The sequence below is a fragment of the Parerythrobacter aurantius genome, from assembly GCF_045291475.1.
In the GTDB taxonomy this organism is placed as follows: Bacteria; Pseudomonadota; Alphaproteobacteria; order Sphingomonadales; family Sphingomonadaceae; genus Parerythrobacter; species Parerythrobacter aurantius.
The window spans coordinates 340,146-357,766 of record NZ_CP147985.1 but is presented as its reverse complement, the minus strand read 5'-3'; the positions used below and the strand labels follow the sequence as shown (position 1 = coordinate 357,766).

Genomic DNA, 17,621 nt, shown 5'->3' with positions numbered 1-17,621 from the left:
TCTCCAGCTCAGCTTGCGAGCAGTTCGATGGCAGCAGCCACCAGTCGCGTTTCCGGGTCGATCCGGTACACATAGCCGTCGGCGTACCGATAATATCCGTCCGGACCATCGCTGTAGCGGTCGCGATAGGCGTACGGCACATTGTAGACCGGATATCCGACCGGGGCGGGCTGACCGATCACGAAATCGTCACCGGTCAAGAGCGCGGCAACGGACGTGATCGCAGCGGTCTCGGGATCGACACGGTAGATCGCGTTTCCGGCGTAGCGATAACCGTTGGGCGCCAGTCCGTAGTAGTCGCGGTAATAGGGTCGCAGTTCCACCGGCCGGTAATAGGCAGGCCACGGGTTGCCGATGGCAAGCGCGCCGCCGAGCAGCGGGATGGAGGCGGAGATCCGTCCGTCACCACCAAGCCGGATCAGGAAGCCGTCGTCGTAATAGAAGCGCGTGTCATCGAACCCGTTGTAACCGAAGAAAGCCGGCGCAAAGAACGGCTGCTGTCGGGCCAGGCCGGGCGGAATGCATCCATTGTACTTCTTGGCCAATCCCGGCGGGCAGCCGTCGTAGATCGATCCGCGGCGGTCGAAGTCCCTGAAAACGGCAAAATTGTCTCCGCGATCGACGAAACGGATGTCGATGCCATCGTCGCGGCCTTTACCACGCCGCCCATCGTTACCGCGGATGCGGAAATCATCGGCGCGGCCGCCAGTTTCGCGAAAAGCATTGCCGCGGTTGTCGTTGCCATTTCCTCTCGCTTCGCCGCGGCCGCTGTCCCTGTCGCGTTGCGGCGCCGAAGCGCGATCCGGCCCGCGCTCGGCCGAGCGGCCTCCTCGCTCGCCATTGCCAGCCGGGCCACGCTCGACCTTTGCCGCAGGGCCGCCACCGTTGCCGCCGCCATTACCCTTGCCCTGGCCATTGCCCTTGTCCGGCTGTGCCGCGGCGCTGGTCGCCAGCAGAGCCATGGTGGCTACTGTCGCTGCAAGAAAACGCATCATCAATCTCCTTTGCGACCCCCAACGGTTGCGCGGGACCCTCGGTTCCATCCTGCTGGGCCGACCGTCTTGCTTCTGCCTGTAAAGAGCTCTTGACTGACAAGGATTCTTTACTGTAAAGGGCTCTTTACAGGCATGGAAGAATTGCGTGCTCAATCGGTTGCGTGACCATCGTGAGGCGAGAGGCTGGAGCCAGGGCGAACTGGCTCGGCGCTTGGGTGTGTCGCGGCAAACGATCAACGCAGTCGAAACCGACAAATACGATCCTTCCCTACCGCTCGCGCTGCGAATGGCGAAGCTGTTCGCGGTGGCTGTGACCGACCTGTTTATCGATACGTGGGAGCCGGAGAATGACGATGGTTGATAATGCACCGAAGCCGTTCTGGAGCGGCTGGGTCAAGTTCGGCGGGCTCGGTCTGGCGGGCGCGCTGACCGGCTTCGTCATGGCCATGACCATTGGCGATGCGTTCGAAGAGGGCGGCTCGCTTGCCGCGATTGCCGGTGCGGAAACCAGCCTGCTGGTCGCTGCACTATACGTCCTGATGGGTCTGTTTGTCGGCTTCGGCTCCCTATCGCCCAATGTGGGGGCGGCCGTTCTCAACGTGGAGGATGCCGACGAAGTACGGGAACAATCGTCGGTGATGATCCCGAGCGCGGTCGGTTGCGTCCTCATCGGAATATCACTCGCCGCCATTGCACTCGGCGGCGAGGGCGGGGTGCTCCGACGCGAACTGGCGGGCGTCGTTGCCGTGGTCTGCATCGGGCTATCCATTGTCATCTCCCTGGCCGCAACGCGGCGTGCGGACGAGCTGATGCAGGCAGTCTTCCGGGAAACGGGCTCCGCCTCGTTCTACATGCTCGCGACGGTCCTCGGTGGCTGGGCAGCAGCTGCGCAACTGGCGTTCGTCCGCGTCCCATCGGCGCTGGAGATCGTCACGCTGGTCTTTGCGGTTCCCCTTGCCGCGTCCTTTTTCGTGATCGGCAAGCGCGGCATGCTCATGCCGCGCTGACTGTTTTCGATCGGGCAACGAAAAGGGGCCGCCCGGTAATCCAGACGGCCCCCTTGTTCGGTACGAGCTGACAGGTCAGTAGCTGTAGTACATGTCGAATTCGACCGGGCTGGGCGTGGTTTCCCAGCGCACCACGTCATCCCACTTCAACTCGATATAGGCATCGATCTGGTCCTTGGTGAACACGTCGCCCTTGAGCAGGAAGTCGTGGTCGGCGGCGAGCGCTTCCAACGCTTCACGCAAGCTGCCGCAGACGGTCGGCACTTCGGCCAGTTCGGCCGGCGGCAGGTCGTAGAGGTTCTTGTCCATGGCATCGCCCGGGTGGATCTTGTTCTGGATCCCGTCGAGGCCGGCCATCAGCAGCGCCGCATAGGCGAGATAGGGGTTGGCCATCGCGTCGGGGAAGCGGAACTCGACGCGCTTGGCCTTCTCGCCCGCACCATAGGGAATGCGGCACGAGGCCGAGCGGTTGCGGGCCGAATAGGCCAGCAGCACCGGAGCCTCGAAGCCCGGCACCAGCCGCTTGTAGCTGTTGGTGGTCGGATTGGTGAAGGCATTGAGGGCCTTGGCGTGCTTGATCACGCCGCCGATGAAATAGAGGCAGTTGGTCGACAGGCCGGCATATTCGTTGCCGGCGAAGGTCGGCTTGCCCTTTTCCCAGATCGAGATGTGGGTGTGCATGCCGCTGCCGTTATCCATCTTGATCGGCTTGGGCATGAAGGTCGCCGACTTGCCGTAGGCATGGGCGACCTGGTGCACGACATACTTGTAGATCTGCATGTTGTCGGCGGTCTTGACCAGCGTGTCGAAGGTCAGGCCGAGCTCGTGCTGCGCGGCGGCGACCTCGTGGTGGTGCTTGTCGCAGTTGAGGCCCATCTCGATCATGGTGGCGACCATTTCGCCGCGGATGTCGACGGCGCTGTCGACCGGGGCGACGGGGAAATAGCCGCCCTTGGCACGCGGGCGGTGGGCCATGTTGCCGCCGTCGTATTCCTTGCCCGAATTGGTCGGCAGTTCGATGTCGTCGATGGCGAACCCCGAGCCGGCATAGCCGTCTTCGAAGCGCACGTCGTCGAACATGAAGAATTCGGCTTCCGGACCGACATAGACGGTGTCGCCGATGCCGGTGGTCTGGAGATAGGCCTCGGCGCGCTTGGCGGTCGAGCGCGGGTCGCGGCTGTACCAGTCACCGGTCGAAGGCTCGACGATGTCGCAGAACACGATCATCATCGGGGTGGCGCTGAACGGGTCCATATAGACCCGGTCGAGGTCGGGCTTGAGGATCATGTCGGACTCGTTGATGGCCTTCCAGCCTTCGATCGACGAGCCGTCGAACATCAGGCCGTCTTCGAACTCGTCTTCGCCCATCACGCCCGCAACCATGGTCAGGTGCTGCCACTTGCCCTTGGGGTCGGTGAAGCGCAGGTCGACCCACTCGACCTCGTTTTCCTTGATCTGCTTGATGACGTCTTTGGCCTTGGACATGGGATGCTTCCTGTGTTGGTTATCTGTGGAACGGGGTAACTGGTCGCGGCTGTCAGATCGCGTCTTCGTCCTTCTCGCCGGTGCGGATCCGCAGTGCGCTCTCGATCGGGGACACGAAGATCTTGCCGTCGCCGATCCGGCCCGTCTGGGCGGCGCCAGCGATGGCTTCGATGACATTCGCGGCGATACTGTCGGCAACGACGACCTCGAGCTTCACCTTGGGCAGGAAATCGACCACGTATTCGGCGCCGCGGTAAAGCTCGGTATGGCCCTTCTGGCGGCCGAAACCCTTGGCCTCGGTCACGGTGATGCCGGACACGCCGACCTCGTGCAGCGCCTCCTTGACCTCGTCGAGCTTGAACGGCTTGATGATCGCTTCGATCTTTTTCACCGGAACGGCTCCCCCTGCACATATGGCCGGAGAAGGCCCCACAGCGTCAACTGGCTGGGCCCGCCGGCGTTCGATCGAAAATACACCCGTGCGCGATCCAAGAATCGTGCCAGAATCGTTCACGGATGGGCACAGCGAACATGCCTAGGCCAAAGCCTCGAACGGGGGAAGGGCGCTCTTCGGCACCGGCAGGTGGGGTGCCCAATGGCTGTGCTCGGGCTGCCTAATTTTGAGGCAGCAAGAGCCCGGCAGTCTCCGGCAGGCCAGCCATGAGGTTGAGGCTCTGCACCGCAGCCCCGCTCGCGCCCTTGCCGAGATTGTCCAGCCGGGCCACCAGCCGCGCCTGCGACCCGTCGCTGCTGGCGAACACGGCCAGTCGCATATCGTCGCGCGGAGCTTCGTTGGCGCGTACGACCAGTTCCGCCTCGTGCGATGCGACGACCGAGACCACTTCGCTCGCGGCGTAGAATTCGGCCAAACACTCCTGCAGCCTGGCCGGACCTGCTGCACCCGGCATTGCGCCGAGGGGCAGGGGGACTTCGACCAGCATGCCGCGGAAAGCCGGCACCACGGACGGGGCGAACAGCGGCGCATGAACCAGTCCGGCATGGCGCTGCATTTCCGGAATGTGCTTGTGGCCCAATCCCAGGGCGTAGGTGCGATAGGCAAGGTCGGGCTCCCGCCCGAACCGCTCGATCAGCGCATTGCCGCCACCTGAAAAACCCGAAACCGCGTTCACGGTGTAGGGCCAGTCGGCAGGGATCAGGCCGTGCCGCACCAGCGGCGCCACCAGAGCGAGGAAGCCGGTGGGATAGCACCCGGGATTGCTGACCCGCGTGGCGGCCGCCACGGCATCCGTTCCGACGAGTTCCGGGAAGCCGTAGGTCCAGCCCTGCGCGACGCGATGCGCGCTGGAAGCATCGATTACGCGGGTCTTGCTCGCCGGGTCGATCATGGCGACTGCTCCCACCGCCGCCTCGTCGGGCAGGCAGAGGATGGCAAAGTCGCTCCCGTTCAGGGCGTCACGCCGTGCGGCAGGATCCTTGCGGCGCGTGTCGTCCAGCACCACAAGTTCGAACTCGCCGCAAGCGGCCAGTCGGTCGTGGATTTCCAGTCCGGTCGTGCCGGCCGCCCCGTCGATAAAGACCGACCGGGGCATCAAAGGTCGAATGCTGTGCGCGCGACGTATCCGCTCGGGCCTTCCGGTCCGCAGGTACCCCAGACCCAGTTGCTGGTCACATCGAGCGCTTCGAACCTGTCGCCTTCGTCCAGCGACGCGACGGTAGCGCTCTCGGTATCCATCGCTAGACGGATCGGTGCCGGTCCGCGCGCGACCCGCACGACCTGCGGCACCACGTAGTGCGGCACGAGATAACGGTTAGCGAGCGAGATATGGGCTACATCGCCGCGAATAGGCAGTGTGCCGGGCACCGGGCGCGGGACCGGGCCGCTCAGGGACAGCTGCCCCTGCGGAATCGGATATGGCGCGTCCTCGCTCACGTGTGCCCTTTTCAACCCTGTTAACCTTCGTCCCTGCGCGCTTAGACTGCACCTCGCGCGCTCGCAAGCGTAGCGCCCAACAGATTACCGGCTGGTGAAACGTTCCTGCAACATCCGCCAGCTGGCGCGCAGCCCATAGGCCTCGCCGCCCTTCGGCCTGCCCGGTTTGGAAACCGGACGCCAGGCGAAGGTATCGAAATGGGCCCAGTCGATATCCTCGCCGACAAACCGGTCGAGGAACAGTCCGGCGACGCTGGCCCCGGCGAAACCGTTGGTGTGGGTGTTGTTGATGTCGGCAATATCCGATTTCAGCCACTCGGCGTAGGCTTTGGGAAGCGGGAGCCGCCAGACTTCATCGTCGCACGCCTTGCCGGCGGCGATGAGCGCATCCGCCGTCTCGTCGCGCCGCGCCATCAGGGCCGGGAATTCGGGCCCAAGGGCCACACGCGCCGCCCCGGTAAGCGTGGCGAAATCGATGATGAGATCGGGTTTCTCTTCGCTGGCCCGGGTCAGCGCGTCGCCTAGGATCAGCCGTCCTTCCGCATCGGTGTTGCCGATTTCCACTGTCAGCCCCTTGCGGCTCTGCAACACGTCGCCGGGCCGGAAGGCATTACCCGATATCGCGTTTTCGACGGCCGGGACCAGCAGGTGCAGTCGCACCTTGAGGCCTGAGCCCATGATCAGGCCGGCGAGAGCTATGGCGTGCGCGGCTCCGCCCATGTCCTTTTTCATCAGCAACATGCCGCTGGCCGGCTTGATATCGAGCCCGCCGCTGTCGAAGGCCACGCCCTTGCCCACTATGGCGAGTACGGGATCCGTTTCCTTCCCCCAGGTCAAATGCATGATCCGCGGCGCGTGCTTGCGGTCTGCGGCGCGCCCGACGGCATGGACCATAGGGTACTCGCGCTCCAACGCGTCGCCCTTGGTGACGGTGAGCGTGGCATTGTGCTTTTTCGCCAGCACCTCGCATTCCGCCTCGATTGCCGCAGGGCCCATGTCTTCGGCAGGGGTGTCGACCATCCTGCGGACCAGCGCGACCGCTTCGGCCTCCGCCTGCGATGGAGCGATAGCCTTCACGTCCTCTGTCAGAAGGACGCGCGGCCCCTGCGTCTTGTCGTCATCCTTGCGATAGCGCGCGAAGCGGTACTGCGCCGTTTGCCAGCCGAGAAGCGCCGCGCCGGGCCCGCCGGCAGCGAGCCTGTAGGTGCCGGCAGGGAGCACTTCGGCCAGCCGTGCCAGGCACCAGCTCGACAGCTTTGCAGGATCGGCCACGCCACCGACGGCGAACCAGATGTCGCCATCGGGAACGATGCCGACTTGGTATCCGCCGCCATCGAACTTCTGCGCCGCCAGCGATGCCCGCTGTCCGGCGCCGAGCGTCTTGCTCCAGTCGGCAAAGCCGGCTTCGTTGACGAGGTGGACGGGAATGGCGGCTTGCCCGCGGTCGGGCTGGATCAGATCGGTGGTGGTCATGCAATTCCCGTTTGGCGAGGCGCTTGGGGGTGTTAATGGGAAGCGCTTGAATTGGAGTCAAACTTGATGATGCGTGTCGCGTGGCTGTTTCTTGCCCTCTTTGCCCTCGCCGGGTGCGATTTCGGAGGCAAGCCGGCGGACGCAGGGGAGGCTGCCGGTCCCGCAAAGCCCGCAGCCACAGCGTCCGCGTCTGCTGTTCCGGGCGAGCCTGCTGCGCTGGACCTGGAAGTCGATACCGAACTCTATGGGTTCGATTATTCCTATCCCGTCCAAATTGCCCGGATCCCGGAGCTCAAGCAGCGGCTCGACAGCGAGCTGGAAGCGGCGCAGGCGCGGCTGGCGGAGCTGGCAACCAGGGCGGAAGCCGATGCGCGCGAGCAGGGCTTCCCCTATAACGCCTACGCCGAAGGGACGGCGTGGGAAGTGGTCGCGGATACGCCGCGGTTCCTCAGCCTGTCCGCTGCCATTTACAGCTACACCGGCGGGGCGCACCCCAACAGCGGGACGCGAACGCTCGTCTGGGATCGCGAGGCGAAACGTGCGCTCGCCCCGGCGGATTTCTTCCTGTCGCCGGCCGCTCTGGAAACCGCAGTCCGCGACCGCTATTGCGCCGCCCTCGACGCGGAGCGTGGCAAACGGCGAGGGGACGATGCCGACATGGGCATCGACGAGTTTGCCCAATGCCCGCCGATCGGCGATCTTACCATCCTCCTCGGCTCGTCGAACGGGCGCAAGTTCAACCGCATCGGCCTGGTCGCCGATCCCTATGTCGCCGGTCCCTATGCCGAGGGCGATTACGATATCACCGTGCCCGTTACGCGAGAGGTGCTGGAGGCCGTCCGCCCGGCCTATCGCGATGCCTTCGCACTGCGTTAGGCGGGCCTCGCAATTTGCGCAGCCACCCGCTACATGAGGGGGCATGAGCGAATATCAGGTCATCACCGCCGACGACGACGTCCAGCGCGACGGCACCATCAAGCTGCACGGGCCGGAAGGTTTCGAAGGGATGCGCAAGGCCGGCAGGCTGGCAGCGGAAATCCTCGACGCGACCGCGGAACTTGTCCGCCCGGGCGTCACAACCGAAAGCATCGACACCGCCATTCGCGAAATGATGCTGGACGCGGGCGCAGTGCCTGCAACCTTGGGCTACCGCGGCTATACGCATAGCTGCTGCATCTCGATCAATCACGTGATCTGCCACGGTATCCCGGGCGAAAAGGTGCTGAAGGACGGCGATATCGTCAATGTCGACGTGACCCCGCTGGTCGACGGCTGGCACGGCGATACCAGCAGGATGTACTTTGCCGGCGAGCCTTCGCTGAAAGCCAAGAAGCTGGTCGATGTGACCTATGAATGCCTGATGCTCGGGATCGAGGCTGCGGCGAAGCCCGGCGCGCGGCTGGGCGATATCGGCGCTGCGATCGAGGAGCACGCGCGCCAGTACCGCTACGGCGTAGTGCGCGAATTTTGCGGCCACGGCCTCGGCCGCCTGTTCCACGACGCGCCCGAGGTGGTGCATGCCGCCCGCGCCGGCACCGGTCCGCTGCTCAAGCCGGGCATGTTCTTCACCATCGAACCGATGATCAATCTCGGCAAGCCCTGGGCCAAGGTGCTCGGCGACGGCTGGACCGCCGTGACGCGCGACAAGTCGCTCTCGGCGCAGTTCGAGCACTCGCTCGGCATTACCGAGAACGGGGTGGAGATTTTCACGGAAAGCCCGACAGGCCGGCACCAGCCGCCTTACGCCTAGCTCTCCCGCGCCGCCCTGATTGCCGCGCCTGCCGCAAACGGCGCGATGGCGCATAGCCCCAGGCTGATCGCCCCTGCCAGCGCCACGCCGGTCGTGTCGCCCTGCGCGAGGCTGCCTGCGCCGAAGATCAGGATCGGCACTGCGAGCGGCAGCAGCATGAGGCCGCCGAGTGCAGCTCCGGCACGAAGGCAGGCCATCAGGCTCGCGACGATGAGGCCGATGGCGGCAAGGCCCGGCGTGCCTGCGAGCAGCCCCATCAACAGGAGGTGCAGCGTCGGACCGTCGAGGCCAAGCAGAGCGGCGGCCGGGAAGCAGGCCACAAGCAGCAGCGGGGCGAAGGCCAGCCAGTGCGCCAGCAGCCGGCTCGCCATGGTCGCTTCCTCTGCGATGCCCCGCAGCGCCAGCTGGTCGAACACGCCTTCGTGGAGGTCGTCTGCCACCAGCCGGTCGAGCGGCAGGATCGCGGCGAGCAGCGCGGCGACCCACAGCACGCCGCCGCCGGTCCGCGCCAGCAAGGGCGCATCGGGGCCGACCGCGAAGGGATAGAGCATCGCCACGGCGAGGAAGAACACCAGCGGCAGCACGGCCCCGCCGCGCGCTCCGCCGGGAAGCAGCAGCGCAAGGTCGCGCCGGATCAGGGCGCCGAAGCCGCTCACCGCTCGTAATCCGTGATGGCGAGGCTCTGCGCGGCAATCGCGGTCGGCTGGTGCGAGGCGATCACGCAGATCCCGCCGCCGCCGCAGTGCAGGGCGACCAGCGCCTCGACCCTCTCGCAGGCGCCGGCATCGAGGCCGTTGAACGGCTCGTCCAGCAGCCAGATGTCGCGCGCCTTGCACAACAGCCTCGCGAAGGAGGCGCGCTTCTTCTGGCCCGTGGAGAGATAGCGCACCGGCACGTCGAGCAGCGGTTCGAGCTCCATCACCGCCAGCGGGCCGGAAGGGTCGCCGCATCCGTCGAGCCGCTCCCAGAATTGCAGCGCCCGCGCCAGCGGCCAGTCCGGGTCGAGCGCCAGCCGCTCGTCGATCAAGCCCATGCTGCCATGGCTCTCGACCGCGCCTGCATAGGGGCGGAGCAGCCCGGCAAGAATGCGGATGAGGCTCGACTTGCCGGTGCCGTTGGGGCCGGTGACATGCAGCGCGCTGCCCGCTTCGAGCGCGAAATCGAGCCCTGCAAACAACAGCCGGTCGCCGCGGCGGCAGGCGAGGTCCTTGGCGGCGAGGGCGGCTTGCATGGCGCGGGGCGATAAGCCAAAGCCTGCACCACCACAAGCTGCCCGAGGAACCGCCATGGCCATCGCCGAACTGACCGCCGCCCAGCGCGAGGCCTTGCTGGCCGCGAACCCGGAATGGTCGCTGGCCCGCGACGGCAAGGCGATCGAGCGCACGTTCCTGTTCGCCGACTTCAGCGAAGCCTGGGGCTTCATGAACCGCGTCGCTCTGCTGGCCGAGAAGGCCGACCACCATCCCGAATGGTTCAACGTGTACAACCGAGTCGAGATCACGCTGACCACGCACGATGCGGGCGGATTGTCGCAGCGCGACGTCGAGATGGTCGCGGCGATCGCCGCGCTGGCGTGATGTGCCGCCGAAGCTGACATTCGCTTGACGAAGTTGACACCGTGTCAATATCGCTTTCTCGGATCAAATATCTGAAAAATAGATGGAAAAGCACACTTCCGGCTGCGAGTGTCGCGAGGGGAGGCGGCGGGGGGGGTGCCATCGCGAGCGGTGAAATTTGCCATGGCGCAAGGGCATGGCACAGATCGCAGCGTGTAGGACAGCGCTATGCGGCAATGCGCGCTGCGTCACCATTCCATTCCTGCCGTGACCACGCGCCATTGCTCGGGTGATGCATCAATGCGAGATCAGTGGAAGGACAAAGACACGCGGATGACCGGCTCGGCTGATGCCTGTGCGATACCTGCCCGTTAGCAAGCGACCCAGTTGCAGCCATCCCACCGGTCTACTAGCTTGCAATCAATGGCAGTCAGATCCGCTAGGCAACGCGCATTTGGCTGCGCCATTTTGGCAGCGGCGATAGCTGTTGCTACGGTAACCCTCACCCCAATAGGCCCAATCTTTGTCTATGGCTGGCTAGTGCCGGTAATCAGCCCGCTGGTCCCGAAGCCAGAAGGCGTACCTTCGCGGGCGCAAGCGCAGTATCATTGGAAGGGCTTTGGCCTCGTCTGGTATTGGGAGGATCGCCTGACAGACGGATGTGCACGATGGTTTGCAGCCGAGGGCCAGAGCGGGGCAGTTCGCGGACTGGATATCTACGGGGGCATTGCAAGCTGCGGAGGCGGGAGCCCGACCATTAGCCGCCTATCATTTGAAAACCACTCGACGTTCGGGAATGGCGCGAACGATTGGCCTTATGAAGTGTGCCCTTTTGATCTCAGCTCCGCGTCCATCAGAAAACTTCTTGGACAGGTCAGCAGCTTGAAAGCCGCAAACTCGGGAGAAATAGAGAACCGAATGCTCGAAGAGATGCTGGTAGAGATCGAACACATCGAGCGACTTGGATTGCGTGCGCAGCAATACGGTTGCAGGCTTGCCGACTGATAGAGATCAGTCCGCTTTCCAACCAATCCCAGACATTCGGCGGCCGCATAAATTCACCCGAAACCGGCCGTCAGATCCAGCCTATCCACGCTTGCCGGCCAATGAGCGCCGCCCCTAATCCCCCAGCAACTGCATCGCCCCGCGCTCGCGTGATTGCTTGCGTACGCGGCCCGGCAGCCAGCGTGCGCCGAAGGCGATGCGGCGGGCGGTCTTGCCGACGGGCCAGTGCATCTGGTCCTCGTGCACCGCGCGCCAGGCGGCTTCGGCGACTTCCTCGACCGGGGTGATTTCGAGCCCCGAAGCCTTCACGCGCGCGCGGATGTGCTCGTTGGTCCCGGCGTTGGGCACCATGTCGAGCAGCGGCGTGTCGATGAAGCTGGGCATCAGCGAGCGAACGTTGATGCCGACCCCCGCCCATTCGCCGTCGAGGCTCTCGGTGATCCCGCGCACACCGAACTTGGTCGCGCAATAGACCGATCCGCCCGCGCTGCCGTAGATCCCTGCCGCGCTGGCGGTGTTGAGCAGGCACGATCCCGGGGCGGTCTTTTTGAGGTGCGGATAGGCCGCCTGCGCCCCGAACAGCACGCCCTTGAGGTTGATGTCGAGGCAGCGGGTTATCTCGTCCTCGCTGTTGAGCACCAGCGATCCGCCGATGGGGATGCCGGCATTGTTGGCGAGCACGTCGATCCGCCCGCCAGCGGCTTGCGAAAATCCCTCCAACGCCGAGTCCCATGCGGCGCGATCGCGGACATCCAGATTGACGCTCCAGCAATTGTCCTCGCCGATCAGCCGCGCGGTTTCCGCCATGCCGCTGTCGCTGATGTCGCCGAGGCCGACGAACCAGCCCTCTGCCGCGAACTTCTGCGCGATGGCCCGGCCGATACCGCTGCCGCCGCCGGTGATGAAGATGCTCTTGCGTGCCATAGGTCCTCTCCCGCTACGCCGTGGCTTTACGCTCGTTCGAGGCTGGCTGCCAATCCTTCCACGAACTCGGCCCCGTCGACGATCTGCGCAGTAGAAACAGCCAGCGTTTTGCCGATCGGCTCCGCCCGCCCGCCGAGGTTGGTGGCGAGGAAACTCTCCGTTACCGCGGTAAAGGCGATATTGTTGGCAGGCTTGGCAAAGCCGTGGCCCTCGTCGGGATAGAGCAGGTAGGTCACCGGCACGCCCGCGTCCTTCATCGCAGCCACGATCTGGTCGCTCTCGGCCTGCTTGACGCGCGGATCGTTGGCGCCCTGCGCGATCAGCAGCGGGCGGACGATCTCGCCGGCCTTGTAGAGCGGGCTGCGTTCCTTGAGCAGGGCGAGGCCCTCCGGCGTGTTCGGATTGCCCATGCGGGTGTGGAACTGCGCCACCAGCGGCTCCCAATAGGGCGGTATCGATTCGAGCAGCGTCTCTAGGTTCGAGGGGCCGACGATATCGACCCCGCACGCAAAGACCTCTGGCGTGAAGGTCAGCCCGGCCAGCGTGGCATAGCCGCCGTAGGAGCCGCCCATGATGGCGATCTTGTCGCGCGGGGCGATGCCGGCCCCCACGGCCCACTCCACCGCGTCGATCAAATCGTCGTGCATCTGGCGGCCCCATTGCAGGTTCGCCGCATTGACGAAGCTTTTCCCAAACCCGGTCGAGCCGCGATAGTTCACGGAGAGCACCGCATAGCCGCGATTGGCGAGCCATTGGTGATAGCCATTGAAGCCATAGCCGTCGCGCGCCCAGGGGCCGCCGTGGACCAGCAGCACCATCGGCACCGGCGTGTCGGGCACGCCGTCGCCGGTGCTGTCGGTGCCCGGCGGCAGGGTGAGGTAGGACGGCAGCGTCAGCCCGTCGCGGCTCTTGAGTTCGAGCATGTGCATCGGGCGGAGTGGAGCATCGGCCAGTTCGGGCCGGCTGACATAAAGCCTGGTCAGCGTGCCGGCGTCGCGGTCGTAGAGATAGCTCGCGGCGGGCTGGAACACCGGATCGTTGGCGACGATCCACTTGCGATCGTCGTCGGTGCGGCTGGCGATCGCGATCTCGCCCTGCATTTGCTCGCGCAGGAAGGCGAAGGCCTGGCCGATTTCCGGGTCGAGCGCGGTCCACTCGCGCTTGAGGTAGGTCGCGCTCCACGCCAGCACCTCGCCGGTCTGCTGGTCGCGCAAGGTCCCGCCGATATCGGCGCGCGGGTCCTCGGCGACGAGGGTCATGGTGCCGGTCGCCCAGTCCATCGCGAAGAGGGCTGCCGTGTCGCGCCCGTCGCTGTCGAGCCAGTACATCGTCTTGCCGTCGCGGGTGAATCCGGCGGGCGCCGTGGTCAGCGCGTCATCGAGAGCGGTCGATTTGAAGGGCTCGGTCTCGACCGCGGTGCCGACGACCTTGAAATAGTCGGTGCCGCCCTCGGCATTGGGCAGGATGGCGATGCGCAGCTGCAGGTCGTCGTCGGCCATGAACCCGGCATAGGCATTGTTCTCCAGCACCAGCGTCAGCGCGCCGGTGTTGAGATCGAGCAGGTGGACATCGTGGAAGCGCGCGTCGCGGTTGTTGAGGCCGACCAGCAGCTTGTCCTTGTGCGTGTCCGACGCACCGACGAGCATCACCCGCGTGTTCTCGAACGGGGTGAGGGTGGTCTCCTTCCCCGTCCCGACATCGATGCCATAGAGCAGGAAATTCTCGTCGCCGCCCTTGTCCTGGATGTAGAGCAGGCTGCGGCTGTCGGGTGCCCAGAAATATTCGCGGATCGGCCGCTCAGTGTCGTTCGACATGGGCCGGGCGGCTTCGGGATCAGCGCTCGGCGCCATCCAGATATTGAGCACGCCGTCGCGCGGCGCGAGCCAGCTGAGCCATTTCCCGTCGGGGCTGATCTGACCGGCGGCGCGGGTCGGGTTGCCGAACAGGTGATCGCGGGGGATGAGCGGGAAGGCGTCGATGCTGGTGGTCATGCAGGGTCCGTTTGCTGGCGGAGAGGTAGCGCGATCAGATCGCTTCCATATTGTAGGTATGCCAGGCGAAGATTGCGACTGCACCGCGATGCGGGCGCCATGCCTCGGCGACCTCGCGGACCACCTTTTCCTTGGGGCTCTCGTCATGGCCCAATATGCGGCCGACCGCCTTCTGTACCGCCAGGTCGCCGGCCGGCCAAATGTCCGGGCGGCCTTCTGCGAACAGCAGATAGATTTCGGCAGACCACCGGCCGATGCCCTTGATCCGGGTCAGCTGCTCGATCGCTTCCTCGTCATCGGCGGGCAGGGTGTCGAAGTCGAGCTCGCCGCTTTCGACCAGTTCGCACAAGGATCGGGCATAGCCCTGCTTTTGTTGCGAGAGGCCGCAGGCGCGCAGGGTGTCAAAATCGCGCTTCAGCAGGCATGAGGGCGTGAAGGCTTCACCCAGTTCCGCCTCCAGCTTGTTCCACATCGAATTGGCGGCGGCGACCGAAACCTGCTGGCCGACGATGGTCCGGAGCATGGTCTTGTACCCGGTCGGGCGAATGCGCGGCTCGGGGTAGCCGGCTGTCTCGAGCACCTTGCCGATGCGCGGCTCGCGCACGGCCATTTCGTCGAGCCCATGCCGAATCTGCTCTGCGGTCAGTCCCAATGTGCAACCCCTCTCTTGCCTTGCGCGCGCGCACCGCTTAGCAGCGCGGGCAAGAGGCCGGAAGGCCGTTCAATCCATGGGGAATCAAGCAATGCCGAAGCTGGTTGTGGTCGATCGTGCGGGCGAGGAAAAGACGGTCGATGTGCAGGATGGCCTGACCGTTATGGAAGCTATCCGCGACAATGGTTTCGATGAACTGCTGGCGCTGTGCGGCGGCTGCTGTTCCTGCGCGACCTGCCATGTCCATGTCGATCCCGCCTTCATGGACAAGCTGCCCGCCATGAGTGAGGACGAGGACGACCTGCTCGAAAGTTCCGACCACCGCGAAGCCAATTCGCGCCTGTCGTGCCAGATCCCGTTCAGCGCCGATCTCGACGGGCTGAAGGTTACTATCGCCCCTGAAGATTGAACTATGTTGGCGCTGGCGGGGGTAACGCCTACCTCCCGCCCATGACGACTGCTGCGCCTCTCAAGGACACTCTTTCCCTCATCGGCAACACCCCGCTGGTCCGGCTCGCCGGGCCGAGCGCGGCTGCCGGTTGCGATATCTACGGCAAGTGCGAATTCGCCAATCCCGGCGCTTCGGTGAAGGACCGGGCGGCGCTGTGGATCATCCGCGACGCCGAAGCGAAGGGCGAGCTGAAGCCTGGCGGCACGGTGGTCGAGGGCACGGCTGGCAACACCGGGATCGGCATCGCGCTGGTCGCCAATGCCTTGGGCTACAGGACGATCATCGTCATGCCCGACAACCAGAGCCGCGAGAAGATGGCCACGCTGCGCGCGCTGGGCGCGGAGCTGGTGCTGGTGCCGCCCACCAAATATGCCGACTGCAACCACTTCCAACACGTCTCGCGCCGGATGGCGGGCGAGATCGAGGGCGCGATCTGGGCCGGCCAGTTCGACAACACGGCCAACCGCAAGGCGCATATCGAGAGCACGGCCAGGGAGCTGTGGGACCAGATGGGCGGGCGGATCGACGGCTTCACCTGCGCCGCAGGCACCGGCGGGACGATCGCCGGGGTCGGCATGGGCCTCAAGGAATTCGACGAGAACGTCGTCATCGCGCTCACCGATCCGCACGGGGCGGCGCTCTACAATTACTACGCCCATGGCGAATTGAAGAGCGAAGGCTCATCCGTCGCCGAGGGGATCGGGCAGGGCCGGATCACCGGCAACCTCGAAGGCGCACCGATCGACACCCAGTTCCGCATCTCGGACGAGGAAGGCCTTGAATGGGTCGCCCGCCTGCTGCGCGAAGAAGGCCTGTGCCTGGGCCTGTCGAGCGGCATCAATGTCGGCGGTGCAGTGGCGCTGGGCAAGCAACTCGTGGCCGAAGGGCGCGGCAACCCGCAGGTCGCAACGATCCTGTGCGACACGGGATTTCGCTATCTCTCGACCCTTTACGACTCCCAATGGTTGCAATCGAAGAACCTGCCGGTGTTCGACTGGCTGCAACGGGATTGAGCGGCAAGCCGCGTTCGTTTGACGTTCATGTGCTATCGGCTAAGATACGCACCATGAACCCGCTGCCACAGCTGCTCCGCCCATCGGCGGCAGAGGCAAAGCCTGCATCGCCCGCGGTTCCGCAAGGCGAAGGGGCGCAACGCCTGCAAGTCGGTCTGATCGGGCTTGGCGCCATGGTGCTGCTGGTCGGTGTTGCCGACATGATCATGACACGTGCACAGCTGGCCGAACGCGTCTCCGTGCCCGAAGCGGCGGCGACCACGGAGCCGGCGGATATGCCGACCTCGGAAGGCGCGGCACTCGAAGCGGCCGGGGTGGTGCCGGACCTGCCGAAGGATGCGTCGGCCGAACCCGTCCCCACGGGCCCCGTCCTACCTGCTCAGGGCGAACCCCGGCAATAGTATGATGCGATCCCTTGCGGCGGTTCTGCCCGGCTTGCTGCTTGCCGCGTGCACGCCGGCGGCGACCCCGCCACCCCCCGACCCGCAGGACCAGCTACGCCTAGGCGTAATGACTTCACTGCCGATTTTTTGGGCCGAGAACGATGCCTTCGCATCGCTATCCGGAGGCGCCGAAACGCAATCGCACTGGGCCGTCGGAGCGCTGGGAGGCCAGTACGAGGTGACCCCGCTCGATATACTTCAGCCGGGCTCGCTGGCCGGGGTAGACCTGCTGCTGCTCGCGCAGCCGCGCATCCTGACCCCTGCGGAAAACGTCGCGCTCGACGACTGGGTTCGCAGCGGCGGGCGTGTGCTCGTCTTCGCGGATCCCAAGCTGGTGGGCGAGTCGCACCTGCCCCTGGGCGATCCGCGTCGACCGCTCGACAGCGCCATGCTCAGCCCGATCCTGGGGCGGTGGGGACTGGAAATGGTCTTCGACCCAGCCGACGGCTTGCGGATTGTCCGCCTGGGGACCGCCGAGATGGGGGTGGCTGCTGCAGGCAGCTTCCGTCTGCGTCCGGCCGACGGGTCGCAATGTCGCCTGATGCTGGACGGGCTTGCCGCACAATGCCGGATCGGCACCGGTGGGGCGGTGCTGGTTGCGGATGCGACCCTGCTGGAAGACCCGGTTGGTGGCGAAGGTTCGCCGGTGGCCTTGGGGCAGCTTTTGGGGATGACGCGGGAAGCGAGTCGGGAAAACGCGGGAGCGGCCGGTTCGTGAGCGGATTTACTGCGGGCAATTACGGAAAAGCTGCGGGATTCCACGGGTACCGCTACGGTTATCGACAGGGAAATTGGCTATAAAAAACCTTATTAATCATTTGGTTACCATGTAATCCCTTATTTTTCCGTGTTTTCCCCTTTAATCCCGGGAAATGGCGCGTTATTACGTTCGCTCATCGGACATGCAGTTTTGTCGCGCGTTCCCTGAGGCGGGGACGAGCCGGAGGCGCTTGCGCTTCTGGGCCTGGCGGGACCGTGTCCACGG

21 protein-coding genes are annotated in these 17,621 nt (G+C 65.1%); 10 read left to right on the top strand and 11 right to left on the bottom strand.

Annotated elements, in window-relative coordinates; genetic code table 11:
- Window positions 1-8 precede the first annotated feature (8 nt).
- Complete coding sequence (locus tag WAB17_RS01845) at window positions 9-995, bottom strand: hypothetical protein (protein WP_435418345.1); 987 nt, start codon at window positions 993-995, stop codon at window positions 9-11.
- 145 nt (window positions 996-1,140) lie between these two features.
- Between WAB17_RS01845 and WAB17_RS01840 the strand changes: the two genes are divergently transcribed.
- Both WAB17_RS01840 and WAB17_RS01835 read left to right on the top strand, forming a co-directional pair.
- The gene (locus tag WAB17_RS01840) at window positions 1,141-1,356 is read left to right on the top strand and encodes a helix-turn-helix transcriptional regulator (protein ID WP_435418344.1); all 216 of its coding nucleotides are present in this window, start codon (window positions 1,141-1,143) and stop codon (window positions 1,354-1,356) included.
- Entirely contained in the window at window positions 1,343-2,002 is a 660-nt protein-coding gene (locus tag WAB17_RS01835; protein ID WP_435418343.1) for a hypothetical protein, read from the top strand. Before WAB17_RS01840 ends, WAB17_RS01835 begins: the two co-directional genes overlap by 14 nt.
- Before the next feature lie 75 nt (window positions 2,003-2,077).
- Here the strand turns inward: WAB17_RS01835 and glnA are convergent, their stop codons facing one another.
- From glnA to WAB17_RS01810, 5 genes are all read right to left on the bottom strand, one after another.
- The gene (gene glnA, locus WAB17_RS01830) at window positions 2,078-3,487 is read right to left on the bottom strand and encodes a type I glutamate--ammonia ligase (protein ID WP_435418342.1); all 1,410 of its coding nucleotides are present in this window, start codon (window positions 3,485-3,487) and stop codon (window positions 2,078-2,080) included.
- Window positions 3,488-3,539: 52 nt separating this feature from the next.
- Window positions 3,540-3,878, bottom strand: a complete 339-nt coding sequence (locus WAB17_RS01825) for a P-II family nitrogen regulator (RefSeq protein ID WP_435418341.1) — start codon at window positions 3,876-3,878, stop codon at window positions 3,540-3,542.
- Between the two features lie 223 nt (window positions 3,879-4,101).
- Window positions 4,102-5,037: an N-acetyl-gamma-glutamyl-phosphate reductase gene (argC, locus tag WAB17_RS01820; protein WP_435418340.1), complete on the bottom strand. Its 936-nt coding sequence runs from the start codon at window positions 5,035-5,037 to the stop codon at window positions 4,102-4,104.
- Window positions 5,037-5,378, bottom strand: coding sequence for a hypothetical protein (locus WAB17_RS01815; RefSeq protein WP_435418339.1), 342 nt, complete (start codon window positions 5,376-5,378; stop codon window positions 5,037-5,039). Before WAB17_RS01815 ends, argC begins: the two co-directional genes overlap by 1 nt.
- An 84-nt stretch (window positions 5,379-5,462) precedes the next feature.
- Complete coding sequence (locus WAB17_RS01810) at window positions 5,463-6,851, bottom strand: leucyl aminopeptidase family protein (RefSeq protein ID WP_435418338.1); 1,389 nt, start codon at window positions 6,849-6,851, stop codon at window positions 5,463-5,465.
- A gap of 66 nt (window positions 6,852-6,917) precedes the next feature.
- Between WAB17_RS01810 and WAB17_RS01805 the strand changes: the two genes are divergently transcribed.
- Window positions 6,918-7,727 (top strand): DUF4163 domain-containing protein, encoded by an 810-nt coding sequence (locus WAB17_RS01805; protein ID WP_435419410.1) that lies wholly within the window; start codon window positions 6,918-6,920, stop codon window positions 7,725-7,727.
- 43 nt (window positions 7,728-7,770) lie between these two features.
- A complete protein-coding gene (gene map / locus WAB17_RS01800; protein WP_435418337.1) occupies window positions 7,771-8,601 on the top strand; it encodes a type I methionyl aminopeptidase in 831 nt (276 codons plus the stop codon).
- On the opposite strand, the gene WAB17_RS01795 is transcribed toward map, so the two are convergent.
- The gene (locus WAB17_RS01795; protein ID WP_435418336.1) at window positions 8,598-9,257 is read right to left on the bottom strand and encodes a heme exporter protein CcmB; all 660 of its coding nucleotides are present in this window, start codon (window positions 9,255-9,257) and stop codon (window positions 8,598-8,600) included. The genes map and WAB17_RS01795 overlap by 4 nt on opposite strands.
- Window positions 9,254-9,832 carry a heme ABC exporter ATP-binding protein CcmA gene (gene ccmA, locus WAB17_RS01790; RefSeq protein WP_435418335.1) on the bottom strand — a complete coding sequence of 193 codons (579 nt, stop codon included), beginning with the start codon at window positions 9,830-9,832 and terminating at the stop codon, window positions 9,254-9,256. Before ccmA ends, WAB17_RS01795 begins: the two co-directional genes overlap by 4 nt.
- Window positions 9,833-9,887: 55 nt before the next feature.
- Between ccmA and WAB17_RS01785 the strand changes: the two genes are divergently transcribed.
- Entirely contained in the window at window positions 9,888-10,178 is a 291-nt protein-coding gene (locus WAB17_RS01785) for a 4a-hydroxytetrahydrobiopterin dehydratase (protein ID WP_435418334.1), read from the top strand.
- 402 nt (window positions 10,179-10,580) lie between these two features.
- The gene (locus WAB17_RS01780) at window positions 10,581-11,162 is read left to right on the top strand and encodes a hypothetical protein (RefSeq protein ID WP_435418333.1); all 582 of its coding nucleotides are present in this window, start codon (window positions 10,581-10,583) and stop codon (window positions 11,160-11,162) included.
- A 114-nt stretch (window positions 11,163-11,276) separates the two neighbouring features.
- Here WAB17_RS01780 and WAB17_RS01775 read toward each other — a convergent pair whose 3' ends face one another.
- The 3 genes from WAB17_RS01775 to WAB17_RS01765 are packed head-to-tail and all read right to left on the bottom strand — an operon-like array spanning window position 11,277 to window position 14,729.
- Window positions 11,277-12,086, bottom strand: coding sequence for an SDR family oxidoreductase (locus tag WAB17_RS01775; protein WP_435418332.1), 810 nt, complete (start codon window positions 12,084-12,086; stop codon window positions 11,277-11,279).
- A gap of 26 nt (window positions 12,087-12,112) precedes the next feature.
- On the bottom strand, window positions 12,113-14,077 hold the full coding sequence (locus WAB17_RS01770) for a S9 family peptidase (RefSeq protein ID WP_435418331.1): 1,965 nt from the start codon (window positions 14,075-14,077) through the stop codon (window positions 12,113-12,115).
- 34 nt (window positions 14,078-14,111) lie between these two features.
- Complete coding sequence (locus WAB17_RS01765; RefSeq protein ID WP_435418330.1) at window positions 14,112-14,729, bottom strand: DNA-3-methyladenine glycosylase family protein; 618 nt, start codon at window positions 14,727-14,729, stop codon at window positions 14,112-14,114.
- Between the two features lie 91 nt (window positions 14,730-14,820).
- Between WAB17_RS01765 and WAB17_RS01760 the strand changes: the two genes are divergently transcribed.
- From WAB17_RS01760 to WAB17_RS01745, 4 genes are all read left to right on the top strand, one after another.
- A complete protein-coding gene (locus WAB17_RS01760; RefSeq protein WP_435418329.1) occupies window positions 14,821-15,138 on the top strand; it encodes a 2Fe-2S iron-sulfur cluster-binding protein in 318 nt (105 codons plus the stop codon).
- A gap of 41 nt (window positions 15,139-15,179) precedes the next feature.
- Window positions 15,180-16,193 (top strand): cysteine synthase A, encoded by a 1,014-nt coding sequence (locus tag WAB17_RS01755; RefSeq protein ID WP_435418328.1) that lies wholly within the window; start codon window positions 15,180-15,182, stop codon window positions 16,191-16,193.
- Between the two features lie 53 nt (window positions 16,194-16,246).
- Window positions 16,247-16,594 carry a hypothetical protein gene (locus WAB17_RS01750; protein ID WP_435418327.1) on the top strand — a complete coding sequence of 116 codons (348 nt, stop codon included), beginning with the start codon at window positions 16,247-16,249 and terminating at the stop codon, window positions 16,592-16,594.
- Between the two features lie 109 nt (window positions 16,595-16,703).
- Entirely contained in the window at window positions 16,704-17,354 is a 651-nt protein-coding gene (locus WAB17_RS01745; RefSeq protein ID WP_435418326.1) for a Gldg family protein, read from the top strand.
- Window positions 17,355-17,621 lie beyond the last annotated feature (267 nt).

Bases quoted from the DNA above. Each gene is read 5' to 3' on its own strand.
- WAB17_RS01845 (WP_435418345.1), bottom strand. From the start codon at position 995: ATGATGCGTTTTCTTGCAGCGACAGTAGCCACCATGGCTCTGCTGGCG.
- WAB17_RS01835 (WP_435418343.1), top strand. From the start codon at position 1,343: ATGACGATGGTTGATAATGCACCGAAGCCGTTCTGGAGCGGCTGGGTC.
- glnA (WP_435418342.1), bottom strand. From the start codon at position 3,487: ATGTCCAAGGCCAAAGACGTCATCAAGCAGATCAAGGAAAACGAGGTC.
- argC (WP_435418340.1), bottom strand. From the start codon at position 5,037: ATGCCCCGGTCGGTCTTTATCGACGGGGCGGCCGGCACGACCGGACTG.
- WAB17_RS01810 (WP_435418338.1), bottom strand. From the start codon at position 6,851: ATGACCACCACCGATCTGATCCAGCCCGACCGCGGGCAAGCCGCCATT.
- WAB17_RS01805 (WP_435419410.1), top strand. From the start codon at position 6,918: ATGATGCGTGTCGCGTGGCTGTTTCTTGCCCTCTTTGCCCTCGCCGGG.
- map (WP_435418337.1), top strand. From the start codon at position 7,771: ATGAGCGAATATCAGGTCATCACCGCCGACGACGACGTCCAGCGCGAC.
- ccmA (WP_435418335.1), bottom strand. From the start codon at position 9,832: ATGCAAGCCGCCCTCGCCGCCAAGGACCTCGCCTGCCGCCGCGGCGAC.
- WAB17_RS01785 (WP_435418334.1), top strand. From the start codon at position 9,888: ATGGCCATCGCCGAACTGACCGCCGCCCAGCGCGAGGCCTTGCTGGCC.
- WAB17_RS01780 (WP_435418333.1), top strand. From the start codon at position 10,581: ATGGCAGTCAGATCCGCTAGGCAACGCGCATTTGGCTGCGCCATTTTG.
- WAB17_RS01775 (WP_435418332.1), bottom strand. From the start codon at position 12,086: ATGGCACGCAAGAGCATCTTCATCACCGGCGGCGGCAGCGGTATCGGC.
- WAB17_RS01770 (WP_435418331.1), bottom strand. From the start codon at position 14,077: ATGACCACCAGCATCGACGCCTTCCCGCTCATCCCCCGCGATCACCTG.
- WAB17_RS01760 (WP_435418329.1), top strand. From the start codon at position 14,821: ATGCCGAAGCTGGTTGTGGTCGATCGTGCGGGCGAGGAAAAGACGGTC.
- WAB17_RS01755 (WP_435418328.1), top strand. From the start codon at position 15,180: ATGACGACTGCTGCGCCTCTCAAGGACACTCTTTCCCTCATCGGCAAC.
- WAB17_RS01750 (WP_435418327.1), top strand. From the start codon at position 16,247: ATGAACCCGCTGCCACAGCTGCTCCGCCCATCGGCGGCAGAGGCAAAG.
- WAB17_RS01745 (WP_435418326.1), top strand. From the start codon at position 16,704: ATGACTTCACTGCCGATTTTTTGGGCCGAGAACGATGCCTTCGCATCG.